14 protein-coding genes are annotated in these 15508 nt (G+C 40.8%); 11 read left to right on the top strand and 3 right to left on the bottom strand.

What is annotated here, in order from left to right; genetic code table 11:
- Window positions 1–260 precede the first annotated feature (260 nt).
- Window positions 261–764: a CBS domain-containing protein gene (locus B5Y67_RS03020; RefSeq protein WP_242975808.1), complete on the bottom strand. Its 504-nt coding sequence runs from the start codon at window positions 762–764 to the stop codon at window positions 261–263.
- Between the two features lie 487 nt (window positions 765–1251).
- On the opposite strand from B5Y67_RS03020, the gene B5Y67_RS03015 reads away from it, so the two are divergent.
- From B5Y67_RS03015 to B5Y67_RS02975, 9 genes are all read left to right on the top strand, one after another.
- Complete coding sequence (locus B5Y67_RS03015; RefSeq protein WP_088225081.1) at window positions 1252–1914, top strand: PAS domain-containing protein; 663 nt, start codon at window positions 1252–1254, stop codon at window positions 1912–1914.
- 144 nt (window positions 1915–2058) lie between these two features.
- Window positions 2059–2448 carry a RidA family protein gene (locus B5Y67_RS03010; RefSeq protein WP_282432743.1) on the top strand — a complete coding sequence of 130 codons (390 nt, stop codon included), beginning with the start codon at window positions 2059–2061 and terminating at the stop codon, window positions 2446–2448.
- A gap of 12 nt (window positions 2449–2460) precedes the next feature.
- Window positions 2461–3669, top strand: a complete 1209-nt coding sequence (ilvA, locus tag B5Y67_RS03005) for a threonine ammonia-lyase (RefSeq protein WP_088225079.1) — start codon at window positions 2461–2463, stop codon at window positions 3667–3669.
- 15 nt (window positions 3670–3684) lie between these two features.
- Window positions 3685–5079 carry an amino acid permease gene (locus tag B5Y67_RS03000; protein WP_088225078.1) on the top strand — a complete coding sequence of 465 codons (1395 nt, stop codon included), beginning with the start codon at window positions 3685–3687 and terminating at the stop codon, window positions 5077–5079.
- Between the two features lie 105 nt (window positions 5080–5184).
- Complete coding sequence (gene nifJ, locus B5Y67_RS02995) at window positions 5185–8691, top strand: pyruvate:ferredoxin (flavodoxin) oxidoreductase (protein ID WP_088225133.1); 3507 nt, start codon at window positions 5185–5187, stop codon at window positions 8689–8691.
- A 354-nt stretch (window positions 8692–9045) separates the two neighbouring features.
- Window positions 9046–9531, top strand: a complete 486-nt coding sequence (locus B5Y67_RS02990) for a CarD family transcriptional regulator (protein WP_088225132.1) — start codon at window positions 9046–9048, stop codon at window positions 9529–9531.
- A 296-nt stretch (window positions 9532–9827) separates the two neighbouring features.
- Window positions 9828–10130 (top strand): zinc-ribbon domain containing protein, encoded by a 303-nt coding sequence (locus B5Y67_RS02985; protein ID WP_088225077.1) that lies wholly within the window; start codon window positions 9828–9830, stop codon window positions 10128–10130.
- 299 nt (window positions 10131–10429) lie between these two features.
- Window positions 10430–10726, top strand: a complete 297-nt coding sequence (locus B5Y67_RS02980) for a metalloregulator ArsR/SmtB family transcription factor (RefSeq protein ID WP_088225076.1) — start codon at window positions 10430–10432, stop codon at window positions 10724–10726.
- Window positions 10727–10854: 128 nt separating this feature from the next.
- Window positions 10855–11613, top strand: a complete 759-nt coding sequence (locus B5Y67_RS02975; protein WP_088225075.1) for an EFR1 family ferrodoxin — start codon at window positions 10855–10857, stop codon at window positions 11611–11613.
- Window positions 11614–11687: 74 nt separating this feature from the next.
- Here the strand turns inward: B5Y67_RS02975 and B5Y67_RS02970 are convergent, their stop codons facing one another.
- Entirely contained in the window at window positions 11688–12524 is an 837-nt protein-coding gene (locus B5Y67_RS02970; protein ID WP_088225074.1) for a methyl-accepting chemotaxis protein, read from the bottom strand.
- A 255-nt stretch (window positions 12525–12779) separates the two neighbouring features.
- Here B5Y67_RS02970 and B5Y67_RS02965 point away from each other — a divergent pair, with 255 nt between their 5' ends.
- Window positions 12780–13757 carry an AraC family transcriptional regulator gene (locus tag B5Y67_RS02965; protein ID WP_088225073.1) on the top strand — a complete coding sequence of 326 codons (978 nt, stop codon included), beginning with the start codon at window positions 12780–12782 and terminating at the stop codon, window positions 13755–13757.
- A 174-nt stretch (window positions 13758–13931) separates the two neighbouring features.
- The gene (locus B5Y67_RS02960; RefSeq protein ID WP_348982281.1) at window positions 13932–14855 is read left to right on the top strand and encodes an SDR family oxidoreductase; all 924 of its coding nucleotides are present in this window, start codon (window positions 13932–13934) and stop codon (window positions 14853–14855) included.
- Window positions 14856–15037: 182 nt separating this feature from the next.
- On the opposite strand, the gene B5Y67_RS02955 is transcribed toward B5Y67_RS02960, so the two are convergent.
- Window positions 15038–15481: a MerR family transcriptional regulator gene (locus B5Y67_RS02955; protein ID WP_088225071.1), complete on the bottom strand. Its 444-nt coding sequence runs from the start codon at window positions 15479–15481 to the stop codon at window positions 15038–15040.
- Between the last annotated feature and the right edge of the window lie 27 nt (window positions 15482–15508).

Genomic DNA, 15508 nt, shown 5'->3' with positions numbered 1-15508 from the left:
AAGGCGAGGGAATGATGTCAAATTGGTAACACTTTTCTGCCTGGATTCTTACCCCTAGTGTAACAAGTGCTTAGAGCAGCGTTACCTCTTCTGTGAGAATAACTATTCTCTCTTGAAGAAGTCAATCAGCCAGAGATTAACGCTCTTAGTTGATTGACTTCTTGTGAAAAATCAACGTGTTAATGATAAGGATTTTGAAGTAACTGCGATTTAAGCGGCTCGATAAAACCTAGCCAGTAGTCGAGTACCGAGATTCTCAATTACAAACATTCTTCGATATAATATAGAATGTCAATTGCCCTAATAATTCCTATCGGCTTTCCGCCTTCGAATACTGGCAGTATATTGATTTTTTTTGTCATCATTATTCGAATTGCTTCAGAAAGATTTTGCTCTAAATGAACAAACTCAGTTACTAGTGGACGTATTGCATCTCCAACTTTAGTATTAACGCTATAACCTAAGGAACTCTTACGATAAAAGTTTCCCCAAGACGCTGGAAAATTCTCAGCGTCATCATTATTATTCAGTGTTTTTGCTTTTATGGCATTGAGTATATCTCGTACTGTTAAAATACCTGCAAGCTTCTCCTCATTTCCTTCTCGTTTTAAGACTATAATGGAACGATGCTTTTTACTCTCACCTGAATAGTTTTTAAAAACTTTTATGGCGTCTCTTAAGGTATCGGTATTATAGACTATGGGATATTCAGATGAAGATGAAACCGGAACCATTAACTCCTTAACTTTTTTTGTTTCAGGCACAGTTAGTTCCTCCTCTTCTTATTTTTTAAATATTTTGAATATACTAATTTATATTCTTATCTTTGATGTTTGTGTCATATGTCAAATATAATTGCTTCGGATAGTTTCATTTAAAACCAAAATGCCGAAACAAAGACCCCGCAAGGGTTAATTTTGCTTCGCATTGGGGAAATTGACTGTGGTACTCCACCTAAATAGCAACCAAACTTTAAGACAATTTGTGCAAAGAATACAAGGTTACGAATACAAATTTTCAGATATCCAAGAACAATAGAAGGACCGAGGCCACAGCCCCGGTTTTTCTATTGTCAATAGAAGGGCAGCAGGTGTAAGATAAGCGCTTTATGCGCGTTATCTTTTATTTAGAAGAAAGGAGTGAAGGTGAATCTGCAAGAAAAAATAATAAAAAATTATTATTATAGGAGGAAATTCTTATTATATAGCGAATATATAAAATATACAGATCATACAGAAAGAAGATGAATTTATGGACTACAAAGAGGTGCTGAATTTATATATTCCCCTCGTGGATTTTATTGCAGACATCATCGGCCCCCATTGCGAAGTGCTTTTGCACGATATTATAGATGTGGAAAACTCTGTGATTGCAATTCGTAATGGATATATCAGCGGGCGGTATATAGGATGCCCTTTAACAGATCTAGGATTTAAATTATTACAAAACAAGACCTTTTTGAATCAAAATGCCCTTGTTAATTATCGAAGCCGTACTGCTAGCGGCGATAATTTAATATCTTCGACCTATAAAATTAAAGATGCAAAAGGTGAATTGATAGGAATGCTCTGCGTGAATATCTTAAATTCTACCGATGATCTTATTAATAAAATTCCAACTGAATTTCCATTAACTGCAATGTTGGGTAATGTAGTCCGTATGGATGACACTGAAGAAGTAAAAGAATCATTAAGCACGTCTTTGGATAGCGTGGTTGATGATGCGGTAAAGAACATAATAACCAAGTACAAGATTTCTGCAGAAAGAATGTCCAGCGAAGAAAAAAGTGCGATTGTTCAAGAACTTCGTGAAGACGGAATTTTCAAGATAAAAGGTGCGATTGCGAAGGTGGCTGCAACGTTAAGGACCTCAGAAAGCACAATTTATCGATATTTAGCTATGAAAACAAATTGAATTCCTTATCTAAATGGTTTTTGCTGCCTTTCGGGGTGCCCTTGATTGCAGCAGTGTAGTAACGAAAAACACTGGCATTGTAAGCAGCGGTTACTCTGATTGAAATATAGATTATAGGGTACAAATAAATGACAAGGAGAAATTATTATGAACGAAGTGATCAAAACTGCGAAAGCTCCTAAGGCTGTCGGTGCCTATTCTCAAGCTATAAAGGCTGGAGGTTATCTTTACACATCGGGTCAGATCCCCATTGATCCTGAAACGGGTGTTTTTGTCGAGGGCGGAGTTGAAGCTCAGACAAAACAGGTCATGGAAAACTTAAAACAGGTTATTCAAGAAGCAGGGCTAGACTTTGATGATGTTATAAAAACCACTATTTTTATTCTCGATATGGGAGATTTCGCTGCTGTTAATAAAGTCTATGAACAATACTTTACGAAGACTTTACCAGCTCGCTCTTGTGTCGGCGTCGCCAGCTTGCCGAAAGGGGCTTTGGTAGAAATTGAACTTGTTGCATACTGCCATAACAAATAAGGACGTGATGAAATGTCAGCCTCATTGAAAGAAATACAAAGAGCTCGAGAAACACTAAATGGCGTGATTTGTAGAACGGGATTGGCATATTCCAATATTATCAGCGAGATGAGCGACAATAGTGTTTATCTAAAAATGGAGAATCTCCAACGTACAGGTTCGTTTAAAGTCAGGGGGGCCTACAACAAAATAGCGAATTTAAGTGAATCTGAAAAGAAAAACGGAGTCATCGCTTCTTCTGCAGGGAATCATGCCCAAGGGGTAGCCCTTGCAGCAACCACGTTCGGTATCAAGTCGACCATTGTTATGCCGAAGCATGCGCCGTTGTCCAAGGTGATTGCTACGCGTGGGTATGGAGCAAACGTTGTCTTATATGGCGATGTTTACGATGATGCCTATGCAGAGGCCAAACGAATTCAGGCAGAAGAAAACGCCACATTTGTTCACCCCTTTAATGATCCTCTGGTCATGGCGGGGCAGGGAACGATTGCCTTAGAACTGTTAGAGGATCTGCCCGACGTAGAAGTGGTAGTTGTACCAATCGGTGGAGGTGGACTAATCTCCGGGATGGCTGTGGCTATAAAAGAATTAAACCCGAAAATAAAAATCATCGGAGTACAGACTAAAAATTGCCCTGGAATGGCGGAATCAATCGCCCAGAAGCAGGTAGTGACTGTTGACGGAATCCCGACCATCGCTGATGGCATCGCTGTCAAAACCCCCGGGGATTTGAGCTTTGATATCTGTCAGCGCTATGTTGATGATATCGTTACGGTCGATGAAGAAGAATTAGCGAGTACAATTTTATTGTTACTCGAAAAGGTCAAGACTGTCGCTGAAGGTGCTGGTGCTGCAAGCATTGCCGCTGTCCTGAATAGGCTTTCTGCCTACAAGAAACGTAAGATAGCAGCCGTAATCAGTGGCGGGAATATTGATGTCAATACTATGACGCGCATCATTAACAAGGGACTCGTTAAATCTGGACGAAAGGTGTTTTTTGATACCATTATTTCAGACAAGCCGGGCGTGCTCTGGCAATTGTTGCAGTTAGTTGCTAATGCAGGCGCGAATGTACTTGCTGTTACACATAGCCGGGAAAATAGAGATGTGGCTTTGGGTTGTGCGAGAGTGGAGTTGGAACTGGAAACTGCAGATGAGGAACAAATTCAGACTATAAAGCAATTAATGGAACAACGTCAGTATAAGGTAAATATTCGATAAGAAGGACGTGTAATAATGCAAGAAAAACAATTAACCAGAGGACTTAAGGCTCGGCATATTGAATTGATTGCACTCGGCGGCACGATTGGCGTTGGTTTGTTTATGGGGTCGGCGAGTACCATAAAATGGGCTGGACCCTCTGTGTTACTGGCCTATGCCTTGGCTGGGATCATTATGTTTTTTGTCATGCGTATCATGGGAGAAATGCTGTTCCTCGAACCAGTGACAGGTTCCTTTGCTACCTTCGCGAATAAGTATATAAGCCCATTGGCTGGATTTATGACCGCTTGGAGTTATTGGTTCTTATGGGTTACGGTGGGGATGTCGGAAGTTACTGCAATCGGGATTTATGTAAACTATTGGTTTCCGAGCATTCCCCACTGGCTGCCGGCTTTGGTCGGGGTAGGAATCGTTGCGGCAGCAAATTTAGCTGCTGTGAAATATTATGGAGAATTCGAATTTTGGTTTGCTATGATCAAAGTCATCGCAATCGTCTTTATGCTGGTTATTGGTACAGGCGTGATTTTTTTCGGGTTAGGTAACGGTGGTCATCCCATTGGTCTTTCAAATCTCTGGAACCATGGCGGGTTTTTCGCTGGTGGGCTCAACGGTTTCTTATTTTCCCTCTGTATCGTAACGGCAGCCTTCCAAGGCGTAGAATTAGTAGGGATTACAGCAGGAGAAGCGGAAAATCCTAAACGAACGCTGCAAAAAGCCATTAAGAATATCATCTGGCGTATTTTGATCTTTTATGTGGGTGCTATTTTTGTCATTGTTACCATTTATCCTTGGAATCAAATAAGTATACTTGGCAGTCCCTTTGTGTTGACCTTTGCTAAAGTAGGGATTGTTGCCGCTGCCGGCATCATCAATTTTGTTGTCCTCACAGCAGCTATGTCAGGGTGTAATAGTGGTATTTATAGTGCGGCAAGAATGCTCTATACCTTAGCTAGTAATGGCCAAGCGCCTAAATTCTTTGGTAAAGTATCTAAAAGTGGTGTGCCCAGAAATAGTATTGCAACGACGATTGCCTGTTTATTGTTGGGAGTTTTGTTAAATGTCATAGCTCCAAATTCAAAATTGTTCATTTATATTTATAGTGCCAGTATTCTTCCAGGAATGGTTCCGTGGTTTGCCTTAGCTTTCAGTCAATTTAAGTTCAGGGAGAAATGGAAAAATGAAATCAATGATCACCCCTTTAAGTCTCCCTTATTTCCGATCAGCAACTATATAACCATTATATTTTTGGCACTCGTCTTGGTTGGAATGTGGTTCAATCCTGATACTCATTTATCATTAATTGTGGGAGCAGTATTTCTCCTGATTGTCATTGTGGGTTATTATGCCTTTGGCATGGGAAAAAGACAGACAAACCAAGAATTAGAGACTACACAAGAGGTTGCTAAATAGAATTCTCATGGTCGTGATTTAACATCTTCCAGAGAGGTTATGAATCAATCCATAACCTCTATTTTATTTCAAAATCAGAAAGAATCGAAAGAAGGACAAATTTTCATGACAAGAAAGATGCAAACGATGGACGGGAATACAGCTGCGGCTCACATATCTTATGCTTTTACCGATGTAGCGGCCATATACCCCATTACCCCATCAACAAATATGGCAGAGCATGCAGATGAATGGTCCGCCCAAGGTCGTAAAAACATTTTTGGCCAAACGTTAAAACTTGTTGAAATGCAGTCAGAAGCAGGTGCAGCGGGAGCCGTACATGGTTCCTTGCATGCCGGGGCGTTAACGACCACGTATACTTCATCCCAAGGTCTGTTGTTAATGATCCCCAACATGTATAAAATCGCGGGTGAACTTTTGCCAGCGGTGTTTCATGTCAGTTCTCGAGCGCTTGGGGCAAATGCAATCTCTATCTTTGGTGATCATCAAGATGTAATGGCCACTCGCCAAACTGGCTTTGCTTTGCTCGCAGAAAGCAGTGTGCAGCAAGTCATGGATTTGGCAGCAGTAGCTCATTTGTCTGCCATTAAAGGACGAGTCCCGTTTTTGAACTTTTTCGATGGATTTCGGACGTCGCATGAAATGCAAAAAATAGAAGTCCTTGACTATGATGAATTGGCTCAACTAATCGATCAGAATGCTGTCGATGAATTTAGAAGAAGAGCACTAAATCCTGATCATCCGGTTATAAAAGGGACAGTCCAGAACTCGGATATCTATTTTCAGCAACGGGAAGTTTCCAATCGGTATTACCAAGCTCTTCCTGAGATAGTGGAAAACTATATGGCTGAGATCAATAAACTTACAGGTCGGGATTATCATCTTTTCAATTTCTATGGTGCCCCTGATGCTGAAAGAATGATTATAGCTATGGGTTCGGTATGTGAAGCTATAGAGGAAACTGTTGATTATTTGAACGCTCATGGCGAGAAAGTAGGTCTATTGACGGTTCATTTGTACAGACCTTTTTCCCTAGAGCATTTCTTAAAGTACATTCCTAAAACTGTGAAAAAGATTGCGGTTTTGGACAGAACGAAAGAGCCGGGGGCTTTTGCAGAACCGCTGTATTTGGATGTTAAAGCAGCATTTTATGGTAGAGAATGGCAGCCGACAATCGTTGGCGGTCGCTGTGGCGTTGGTGGCAAAGATGTAGTTCCTGGCCACATTCAAGGGATTTTTGAAAATCTGAACCAACAGCAGCCCAAGGACAATTTCACCGTGGGTATTGTGGACGATGTTACGAATACCTCCTTGCCGTTTGGTGAAGATATCGATACCACTGCGCTTGGAACGACGGCTTGTAAATTCTGGGGACTCGGTTCGGATGGAACAGTTGGCGCTAACAAAAGTGCTATTGCCATTATTGGCGATCATACCGATATGTATGCCCAAGCGTATTTTGCTTATGATTCTAAGAAATCCGGTGGTGTTACCATTTCCCATTTGCGCTTTGGTAAAAACCCCATAAAATCACCTTACTTGATCAATAAAGCAAATTTCATCGCTTGTCATAACCAGTCATATGTCGATAAATATAACGTATTGGAAGGCCTAAAGCAGGGCGGAAATTTCCTTTTGAATTGTAATTGGACGGTGCAAGAACTGGATGAGAATCTACCGGCTGCTATGAAGCGTTATATTTTCAAGAAATATATTAATTTTTATACTTTAGATGCCATTGGTATCGCTCAAAAAATTGGTCTGGGTGGAAGAATTAATATGATCATGCAAGCTGCCTTTTTCAAGATTGCCAATATTATTCCCGTGGAAGATGCAGTGAAATACTTGAAAGATGCTGTCGTAAAATCCTATGGCGCTAAAGGTGAAAAAGTTGTCAAGATGAACCATGATGCCATCGATAAAGGTGTGCAAGGCATCGTGAAGATTAGTATTCCCGCTTCCTGGGAAAAGGCACAAGATAAAAGTTGGACTGAGGATAACGTGCCGACGTTTATTAAAAACATTTTGATTCCCATGAACAGGCAAGAAGGAGATCAATTGCCGGTTAGTGCTTTTGTTGGTATGGAAGACGGCACCTTCCCAATGGGTACCGCGGCTTATGAAAAACGCGGTATTGCCGTTAATGTTCCTTGCTGGATACCAGAAAATTGTATTCAGTGTAATCAATGCTCCTATGTATGTCCCCATGCTGCTATCAGACCTGCATTAATCAATGAAGAAGAAATGAAAAACGCTCCTGCTGGTTTCGTAAGTATTGCCGCCAGTGGTGCGAAAGGCTTGAACTTTCGCATGGTCCTTTCAGTCTATGATTGTACAGGCTGTGGAAACTGTGCCCAGATTTGTCCAGCCAAACAAAAATCCTTAGAAATGAAGCCCCTTGAAACCCAACTTGAGCAAGCTGAGCTGTGGAATTATGCTCTGGCTGTATCGCCAAAAGTCAATCCTTCAAATACGCTCACTGTAAAAGGTAGTCAATTTGAGCAACCACTCCTTGAATTTTCTGGTGCTTGCGCAGGGTGTGGCGAAACTCCGTATGCTAAACTCGTGACTCAATTGTTTGGTGACAGGATGATGATTGCCAATGCTACGGGTTGTTCTTCCGTTTGGGGCGCTAGTGCACCATCTATGCCTTATACCAAAAATCATAGCGGGCATGGACCAGCCTGGGGTAATTCGTTATTTGAAGATAACGCCGAATATGGGCTAGGCATGTTACTTGGTCTAAATCAAGTCAGGGCGAAATTAGCCCAGGACATCAAAGAAGCGGTTAAATTAAATATTGGAACTGAATTCAACGCTGCCTGTGAAGAGTGGTTGGAAAATATTGATCAAGGTGAAGACACCCGTGGCAGAGCAAATAAACTCATCGCCCTACTGGAAAAAAATAAAGGTAATAATCCTCTGCTTAATCAAATTTACAAGAATAAAGATTTTATGGTCAAGAGATCCCAATGGATCTTTGGTGGGGATGGCTGGGCTTATGATATTGGCTTTGGCGGCTTAGATCATGTCCTGGCATCTGGTCAAGATGTGAATGTTCTGGTTTTTGATACCGAAGTCTATTCCAATACAGGGGGTCAGTCCTCCAAATCTACGCCCACGGCGGCGATGGCTAAATTAGCCGCGAGCGGTAAACGTACTAAGAAAAAGGATCTTGGCATGATGGCCATGAGTTATGGACATGTCTATGTCGCACAAATTTCTATGGGCGCTGATAAGAATCAAACTCTTAAAGCCATCGCTGAAGCAGAAGCTTATCCGGGACCATCCTTGATTATTGCTTACGCACCTTGTATCAATCATGGGCTAAAGGTGGGTATGGGATGTAGTCAGTTGGAAGCTAAGCGGGCCGTGGAAAGCGGTTATTGGTCACTGTATCGCTACAATCCTCAATTGAAGGATGCGGGCAAAAAGGCATTTGCGTTGGATTCCAAAGAACCAACGCTGAACTTACAGGAATTCCTGATGGGAGAAGTGCGTTATTCTTCCCTGAAAAAGAAATTCCCTGAGGTAGCCGAGGCTATATTTGAAAAAACCGAAAAGGATTCGGCTGAAAGACTGGAAAGCTACCGGAGATTAGCGGGTCAATAGGACGAAGCAGCACGTTGAGACTGTTATTGATTTAGAAAATAGTTAGGGAGGTCATAGCCAGAGAGTTTACTCTCTGGCTTTTGAATTAATTTATATGAATGGATTATTGGTCTGAGAAGACTGGTAAACGGACTCCTCTGGGTCAAAATTATGTTGTACAAATACTTGGCGGATGGACGGATCAACCATCGAGCTCAGTCAACACACCACCCATTGTACTTCTAAGTTTAAGAAGATAATTATCTTTTTCACCAAATTATTGACACAAATAAATGTAATATGGTAGAATAATTATTTCCACTTCCTCCAATTTCATGATATACTTAAGAGGATAGTCTGGAGGTAGGTGTAATGATATTTAATGTTGGCGACAAGATTGTATATCCAGTTCATGGAACTTGCGTTATAGAAGCAGTTGAAGAAAAAGAGATTTTAGGTGAAAAAAAACTCTGCTACATTTTGAATATTCCTCAGGAAAAATTGCATGTTATGATTCCTATGGACAAGGCTGTCAATATAGGGATACGTCAGGTGGTTAAACCTGAAATATTAGAAAATGTACTCAGTGGTATTAACCTTGGAACTACTGACCCAATTATCTTTGAAAATCAACGATGGTGCAAAGATATTAATAAAAAGAAATTTAAAAGTGGTGACATTTATAAAGGTGCGGAAATAATCCGTGATTTAACACGTAAGGGCCAAATAAATAAGCTTGATGCAAATGATACAAACATGTTGAATAATGCACGTCAGGTTTTTGTTAGTGAGGTTATGGAGGTCAAGGGCTTACGAGAAGAACAAGCTATTCGTTTATTGGACGAAGTGTTGAATTCCTAGAGAGATGATTTATTCACGCAATCGGATGGGGGATCTTCAACCAAGATTCTGTTAAGCATACGTTTTAGGCTTGCCGGAAGCCCCCATCCTTCGGCAAAAACAGTGTTTTCGTTCTTAACGAGAAGTGCAGGTGGGGGCGGTTCACTAAAATGTTTGACTTATATCTACATTGTAGTTATACTTAAAAAGCTCGTTAGTATTTGTGGATTTACGAAAACCTTCCTCTATTGCCTAAAGCTATAGGAAGCAATAAATACTTCCCATGTAGCGGGTAATAAATTTTTGGAGGTTTTTTTATGTTTGAAGACAAAATTTTAACATGTAAGGATTGTGGCAGTGAGTTTACCTTCTCTGCTTCCGAACAAGAATTCTACGCAGAAAAGGGATTTACCAACGAACCTGGCCGGTGTCCAAGTTGCCGTTCCGCCAAAAAGGCGCAAGGCAGAACCAACAGCAGGTACTCTCGTCCACAAAGAGAAATGTTTCCCGCTATTTGTGCTAGTTGTGGGAAAGAGACAACAGTACCTTTCCAACCCACAGGAGATAAACCAGTATATTGCCGTGATTGTTTTCAACCACGTACGCGAAATAATTGGTAATTTTCTAATCGACGGAGGCCTTTCTGGGTTTTAATACCTAGGAAGGCTTTTTAGTTTTTATGCAGGCAATGTGACATAAATGTTTAGGCTACTGATAATGCTATAATGGTGGAATAAAAGGTTTCTGATTTTCAGTGACAAAAAGAAGTTTTCTTTAAACTGATGCTTTCTTAAGGAGATTTGCAAAATATGAATCAAAACAAAAGCTTCGTCTAGTTCAGTATTGACAGAGATGTATCTTACAGTTACAATTAATTCGATAGTTATCGAAACTTTATAATGATGATGTGGAGTGAAATATGGATACTAAAAAAGCTGCCAAGATCTTTAAAGCACTATCGCATCCCAACAGATTAGAATTGTATTTTAAAATTGCCGAGATGCAAGAATCTAGTTTTCAAACTGAAAGTGAATGCTTTGTTTCAGATATTATTAGTTCTTTGAATATCGGAGCTCCTACTATTTCACATCACATCAAAGAATTGGTGAATGCTGATTTGATTTATACAGAAAAAAAAGGTAAATTTCTTCTTTGCAGAGTGAATGAAGAATTAGTTGAGGAAGTGAGAACCTTGTTATCATTAAAGCATAAATAATTTAGTTACTAGATTACGATTAACAATTCGATGGTTATAAAATTGTAATATTGTAGAAACGTCATTTGATTCTTATAACGCAAAATGATAAAGCTTTTGTGAAAGACAGAATTGATGGAGGTACTTAAATGAAAGTGTTTTATTTCACCGCGACTGGAAACTGTTTGGATGTCGCAAAAAGATTTGGAGGAGAACTTTTTTCGATACCAAAAGTACTAAAAAGCAATCAACTACATTTTGAAGATGAAAAAATAGGACTAGTATTTCCTTGTTATGGATTTGCTGCTCCCAAAATAGTTCGCGAATTTGTCGAGAAAATCACCCTCGAGAGCCCCTATATTTTTGTTATTATGACCTATGGGAATAAGCTTGCAGGCGGTGTCAATTGGTTTGTGCGTTTTGCAGAAGAGAATAATATAAATGTTCAATATGCAGATGGTTTACTAATGGTTGATAACTATTTGCCGTTATTTAATATTGATAAACAGAAGATGAAAAAGAAAAATATTGAAGAGAATTTATGCCGTTTATTAAGCGACGTCAATCAAGGAAAGCTATATATACGAAGAGAAACATTATCTGATTCGCTATTGACAAAAGTTATTCAATACCTTTACAAAGTAAACCCAAACTTTAATACGGATAAAGATTTTGAAATTGGTACTAATTGTAATCGTTGTGGGACTTGTGTAAAGGTTTGTCCCCGTGACAATATAAAACTCGACGGATTGAAACCGGTTTATGGAGGAAATTGTGAATTTTGCCTTGCCTGCATAAATCTTTGTCCACAGAAAGCGATCCGATTAAAGAAAGAAAGTAATCCGAATGCACGATTTATAAATGAAAATGTAACCTTAAAAGAGATTATTAAAGCAAATGGTGGATGAACCGGACAAAGAAAAGAGCACCGAGCGCTGACGGTGCTTTTGCATTAATTATGGCGTTGGATAGCGCCCTCCTATTAGAAACGGCTTGACATCTCGGCTAATTTCTTAGCTGTCGTGTTTAAATTTTCCATTGCGGCGTCAATCTCTTCTAACATAGCCGTTTGTTCTTCAGAAACTGCATTTGACTCTTCGATACTTTTATCAATCTTTAGCACAGAGCTTTGGATGTTAATGAGAACATCTTCTACTTTTTTAATCGACTCACTACTGGAAATCGATAGTTTCCGAATTTCATCCGCGACCACTCCGAAACCTCGGCCGTTTTCTCCAGCCCTAGCCGATTCAATAGAAGCATTCAATCCCAGGAGGTTTGTTTGGGTGGCGATGTTTTTAATAAATTGGATCACATGGTCCGTTTTCTTAGTTTCTTCCGCTGTTGCATTTGCGTTGTCCAAAATATTTGAATTGCTTGCTGCTAAGGATTGGGACGCTTTGGTTAATTGAAGTAAGGCATTTGTAATTTGACTTGAAGTATTGGCTAATTCGTTGGATACATCTAATATTTCAGCCTGTTTTTCTAAACTGCTTAATACTGTGATTGCGCCAATAATTGTCCCATGTTCGTCCTTAAGTGGAATTACAATAGACCTACAAGGAAAGCCGAAGGATTCTTTGGGGATAATCTGGTTCGTTATCTTTCCGGAGTTCATTGCGTTGATGATACCACGATGTCTTTGGGTAAATGGATCTCCATCTTTGATAGCTATGGGGAAGTTAGGGTTAGGAATCGTTTTTAGAAATTTTTGATGGTCGATAATTGAAATAATAACATCTTCAGCAAAAAGATCTAAAAAGTATGGTTTAAAAGTATCAAAGGCCGTCAATATTCGATCTAGTGCGTCATTATTCATATAATCTTGTCCTTTCAAAGCAGATAGTGGAGGGTATTCGACGACTATCGAGTGTTTCCTGCTTTGGAAATGCAAAAAAGTTAATAATGTTAGAGTCTGTAATTTCTATCCGGTGACGATGTTCCAGATATTGCAGAGGCCAATTTTAGCTGGATAACTTTAAGATGGAATTATTAATCCTGTTACTGGATTTGATATTATTACGATATCATAGAAAAATAGTACTGAAATTACTTATTTATGGGAGACTTAACCATGAGTAAAACGGATAAGCACTTAGAACTGACACCAGGAGAGGGCATTGAGGAATCAATCGATTCAGAGATGGCAAAACTGTCACATTTGATTTGTAATCATTCTCCGTATGATGGTATCTTCAGCCAACGCATTCCCGGACTGCATATCAGACGCTATTCCAAAACAGGAACCGATTGGGTGAAATCCTTTTATCTGCCCTCTGTGTTAATTGTTGCGCAGGGAGTAAAGGCTGTCAGGCTGGGACAGGAAACCTTTGAGGTCGGCAGGTCGCATATGCTCATGATTCCCGTTGCATTACCAGTTGCTCTGAAGACTATACAGGCCAGCTCTCTAGAACCATTTCTCGGCATCGGATTGACCCTCGACCCGGAGAAAATTGCGGAGTTTGTCCCCAAAGTTTATCCACAGGGGCTGCTCCCTGTGCAAACGCGGAGCGTAGGTTATATCACAGATGCTGACAAAGGTATTATCAATGCGGTGACGAGGCTGGTGGAATGCTTGCACAATCCCAGTGACACGGAATTACTTGCTCCAATTGTTAAGGATGAACTTTTAATGCGGCTTTTGCGCAGCCCAATCGGTGTTCACATTGCCGAAATGGGTTTTGCGGACTCAGGTGTGCAACATGTCGCAAAGGCAATCGGTTGGCTTCGCAACAACTTCAACCAGCCAATGGAAGTTTCAGATCTGGCAAGGCTTGCTCATATGAGTGTCTCTGTTTTCCACAAGCATTTTAAGGAGGTCACTTCCATGAGCCCGCTGCAATACCAAAAAGCACTGCGTCTGCAAGAAGCCAGGCACCTCATGTTGTCCCGGCAAATGGATGCAATGACTGCATGTCAGATGGTAGGGTATGCAAGCGCCTCCCAATTCAGCAGGGATTACAGCAGCTATTTTGGAAATCCGCCGCGAAGAGACATTGCTAAATTGCATCAGCAGGCTCAAAAATCAAACGAAGCAAATGCTATTGACTGAAAGTATCTACTTTCACTATAGGAGAATCAGGCAATGAGTCGCGTGGAACAGGCAATGATCTTGTTGAGATTTAGGCTATAATACGCTCAGAGTGTTTCATCCGGCTGCACTGACTGTTCATGCATGCCAAGAAAAGGGGCTAACTCTATTACTAAATAGTCTCAGGAGGATTTTATGATGCGTGTTTTTGTTACAGGTGCTACTGGTTTTATCGGTTCCGCTATCGTTCGTGAACTGATCGGTTCAGGTCATCAGGTGCTCGGGCTCGCCCGCTCGGATAAGTCCGCCGAAGCGTTGGTGGTTGCCGGTGCCGAGGTACATCGCGGCTCTCTTGATGATCTTGATAGCCTGCGCAGAGGAGCGGAAGCTGCGGACGGTGTAATCCATGCTGGCTTTGCCCACGACTTCTCAGATCTTGCCGGTGCATGCGAAAAAGACCGTTGTGCCATCGAGACAATGGGCAGGGCGCTCAAAGGATCTAATCGACCTTTCGTTACTACTTCGGTAATTACAGTTCTTAGGTCAGGGCACCTTGGAACGGAAAAAGATGCAACTGATCCTGATTCCGCGGGGGCACTCCGTATCGCTTCGGAGGAGGCTGCCCTTTCAATGGCTGCGCAAGGTGTGCGTGTATCTGTGGTACGGCTTGCACCCTGCGTACATGATGCAAACCGTCAGGGATTCGCCACTCGTCTGGCTGATCTTGCTCATGAAAAAGGTGTTTCGGCATACGTCGGCGATGGATTAAACCGCTGGCCAGCTGTTCATCGACTTGATGCGGCAAATTTATTCCGATTAGCGTTGGAATCTGCTCCTGCTGGTTCATGCTTGCATGGTGTCGGAGAAGAAGAAGTAGCATTTCTGGACATCGCTGAAGCAATAGGACGTCGTCAGAACCTGCCGGTGGTTAGTATTTCCCCTGAAGATGCATATCAGCACTTCGGATGGCTTGCCCAGTTTGTCTTAAGTGACAATCCAACATCGAATGCATTGACACGGAAGTGGCTGGGTTGGAAACCGACGAGACCTTCACTGGTCGCTGACATTGAAGGAACTATAGTTCTGATGACGACATGTAGTTTGGAGGACAAAAAGTAGAGGTGGACCACAATATGTTGTGGTAGTGAAAAATGAGCAAAACTCGGGCCGGAAAAGTGCGCTTTTCGGCCCGAGTTTTGCTCACGTTTTTATAGATGACAAAGCATACACCAACAATCTGTATTCCACACGCCAATGCCATCTGCCTTCGTAAAGAAAAATGGTGCAGCTATTTTTCACTATTAATTGATTTGGGTATAACAGCTTGGCAAGCCATTCTCGCGCTTTTCATCAAAAACTATCCTTCTTAGCTCATTAATGATTTCTGCAGCATTGGGAGAACTGTAAATTTTGAGTTTCGAATCAATTAGCTTGAGATTTTCATTAAGGGAATTTATTTGGTTAATAATTTCATTTCGGTGAGCTACAAATAATTCTTTTCTGGAATCAATAGTACCGGCACCTTCCATACAATAATCAATATATTTTTTTATATCTTTAATTTGCATACCTGTATTCTTTAGACAACAAATTGTCATAATCTGATTAATATCTGATTCGGTAAACACTCTAATTCCTGATTTGTTTCTGGAAACAAACGGTAGAAGTCCTTCTTTATCATAATAACGAATTGTAAATATGGACAGCTTTGTTATTTTAGCTACATCTTTTATTGTATAAGTCAATTTTAAACACTCCTTTAAAAATATATG

Origin of the sequence: Desulfosporosinus sp. FKB (assembly GCF_002196705.1) — a bacterium.
GTDB lineage: Bacteria > Bacillota > Desulfitobacteriia > Desulfitobacteriales > Desulfitobacteriaceae > Desulfosporosinus.
Note: the sequence above shows the minus strand (reverse complement) of the source record. Positions and strands in the feature narration are given on the sequence as shown.

Bases quoted from the DNA above. Each gene is read 5' to 3' on its own strand.
- B5Y67_RS03015 (WP_088225081.1), top strand. From the start codon at position 1,252: ATGGACTACAAAGAGGTGCTGAATTTATATATTCCCCTCGTGGATTTT.
- ilvA (WP_088225079.1), top strand. From the start codon at position 2,461: ATGTCAGCCTCATTGAAAGAAATACAAAGAGCTCGAGAAACACTAAAT.
- B5Y67_RS03000 (WP_088225078.1), top strand. From the start codon at position 3,685: ATGCAAGAAAAACAATTAACCAGAGGACTTAAGGCTCGGCATATTGAA.
- nifJ (WP_088225133.1), top strand. From the start codon at position 5,185: ATGACAAGAAAGATGCAAACGATGGACGGGAATACAGCTGCGGCTCAC.
- B5Y67_RS02985 (WP_088225077.1), top strand. From the start codon at position 9,828: ATGTTTGAAGACAAAATTTTAACATGTAAGGATTGTGGCAGTGAGTTT.
- B5Y67_RS02980 (WP_088225076.1), top strand. From the start codon at position 10,430: ATGGATACTAAAAAAGCTGCCAAGATCTTTAAAGCACTATCGCATCCC.
- B5Y67_RS02975 (WP_088225075.1), top strand. From the start codon at position 10,855: ATGAAAGTGTTTTATTTCACCGCGACTGGAAACTGTTTGGATGTCGCA.
- B5Y67_RS02970 (WP_088225074.1), bottom strand. From the start codon at position 12,524: ATGAATAATGACGCACTAGATCGAATATTGACGGCCTTTGATACTTTT.
- B5Y67_RS02965 (WP_088225073.1), top strand. From the start codon at position 12,780: ATGAGTAAAACGGATAAGCACTTAGAACTGACACCAGGAGAGGGCATT.
- B5Y67_RS02960 (WP_348982281.1), top strand. From the start codon at position 13,932: ATGATGCGTGTTTTTGTTACAGGTGCTACTGGTTTTATCGGTTCCGCT.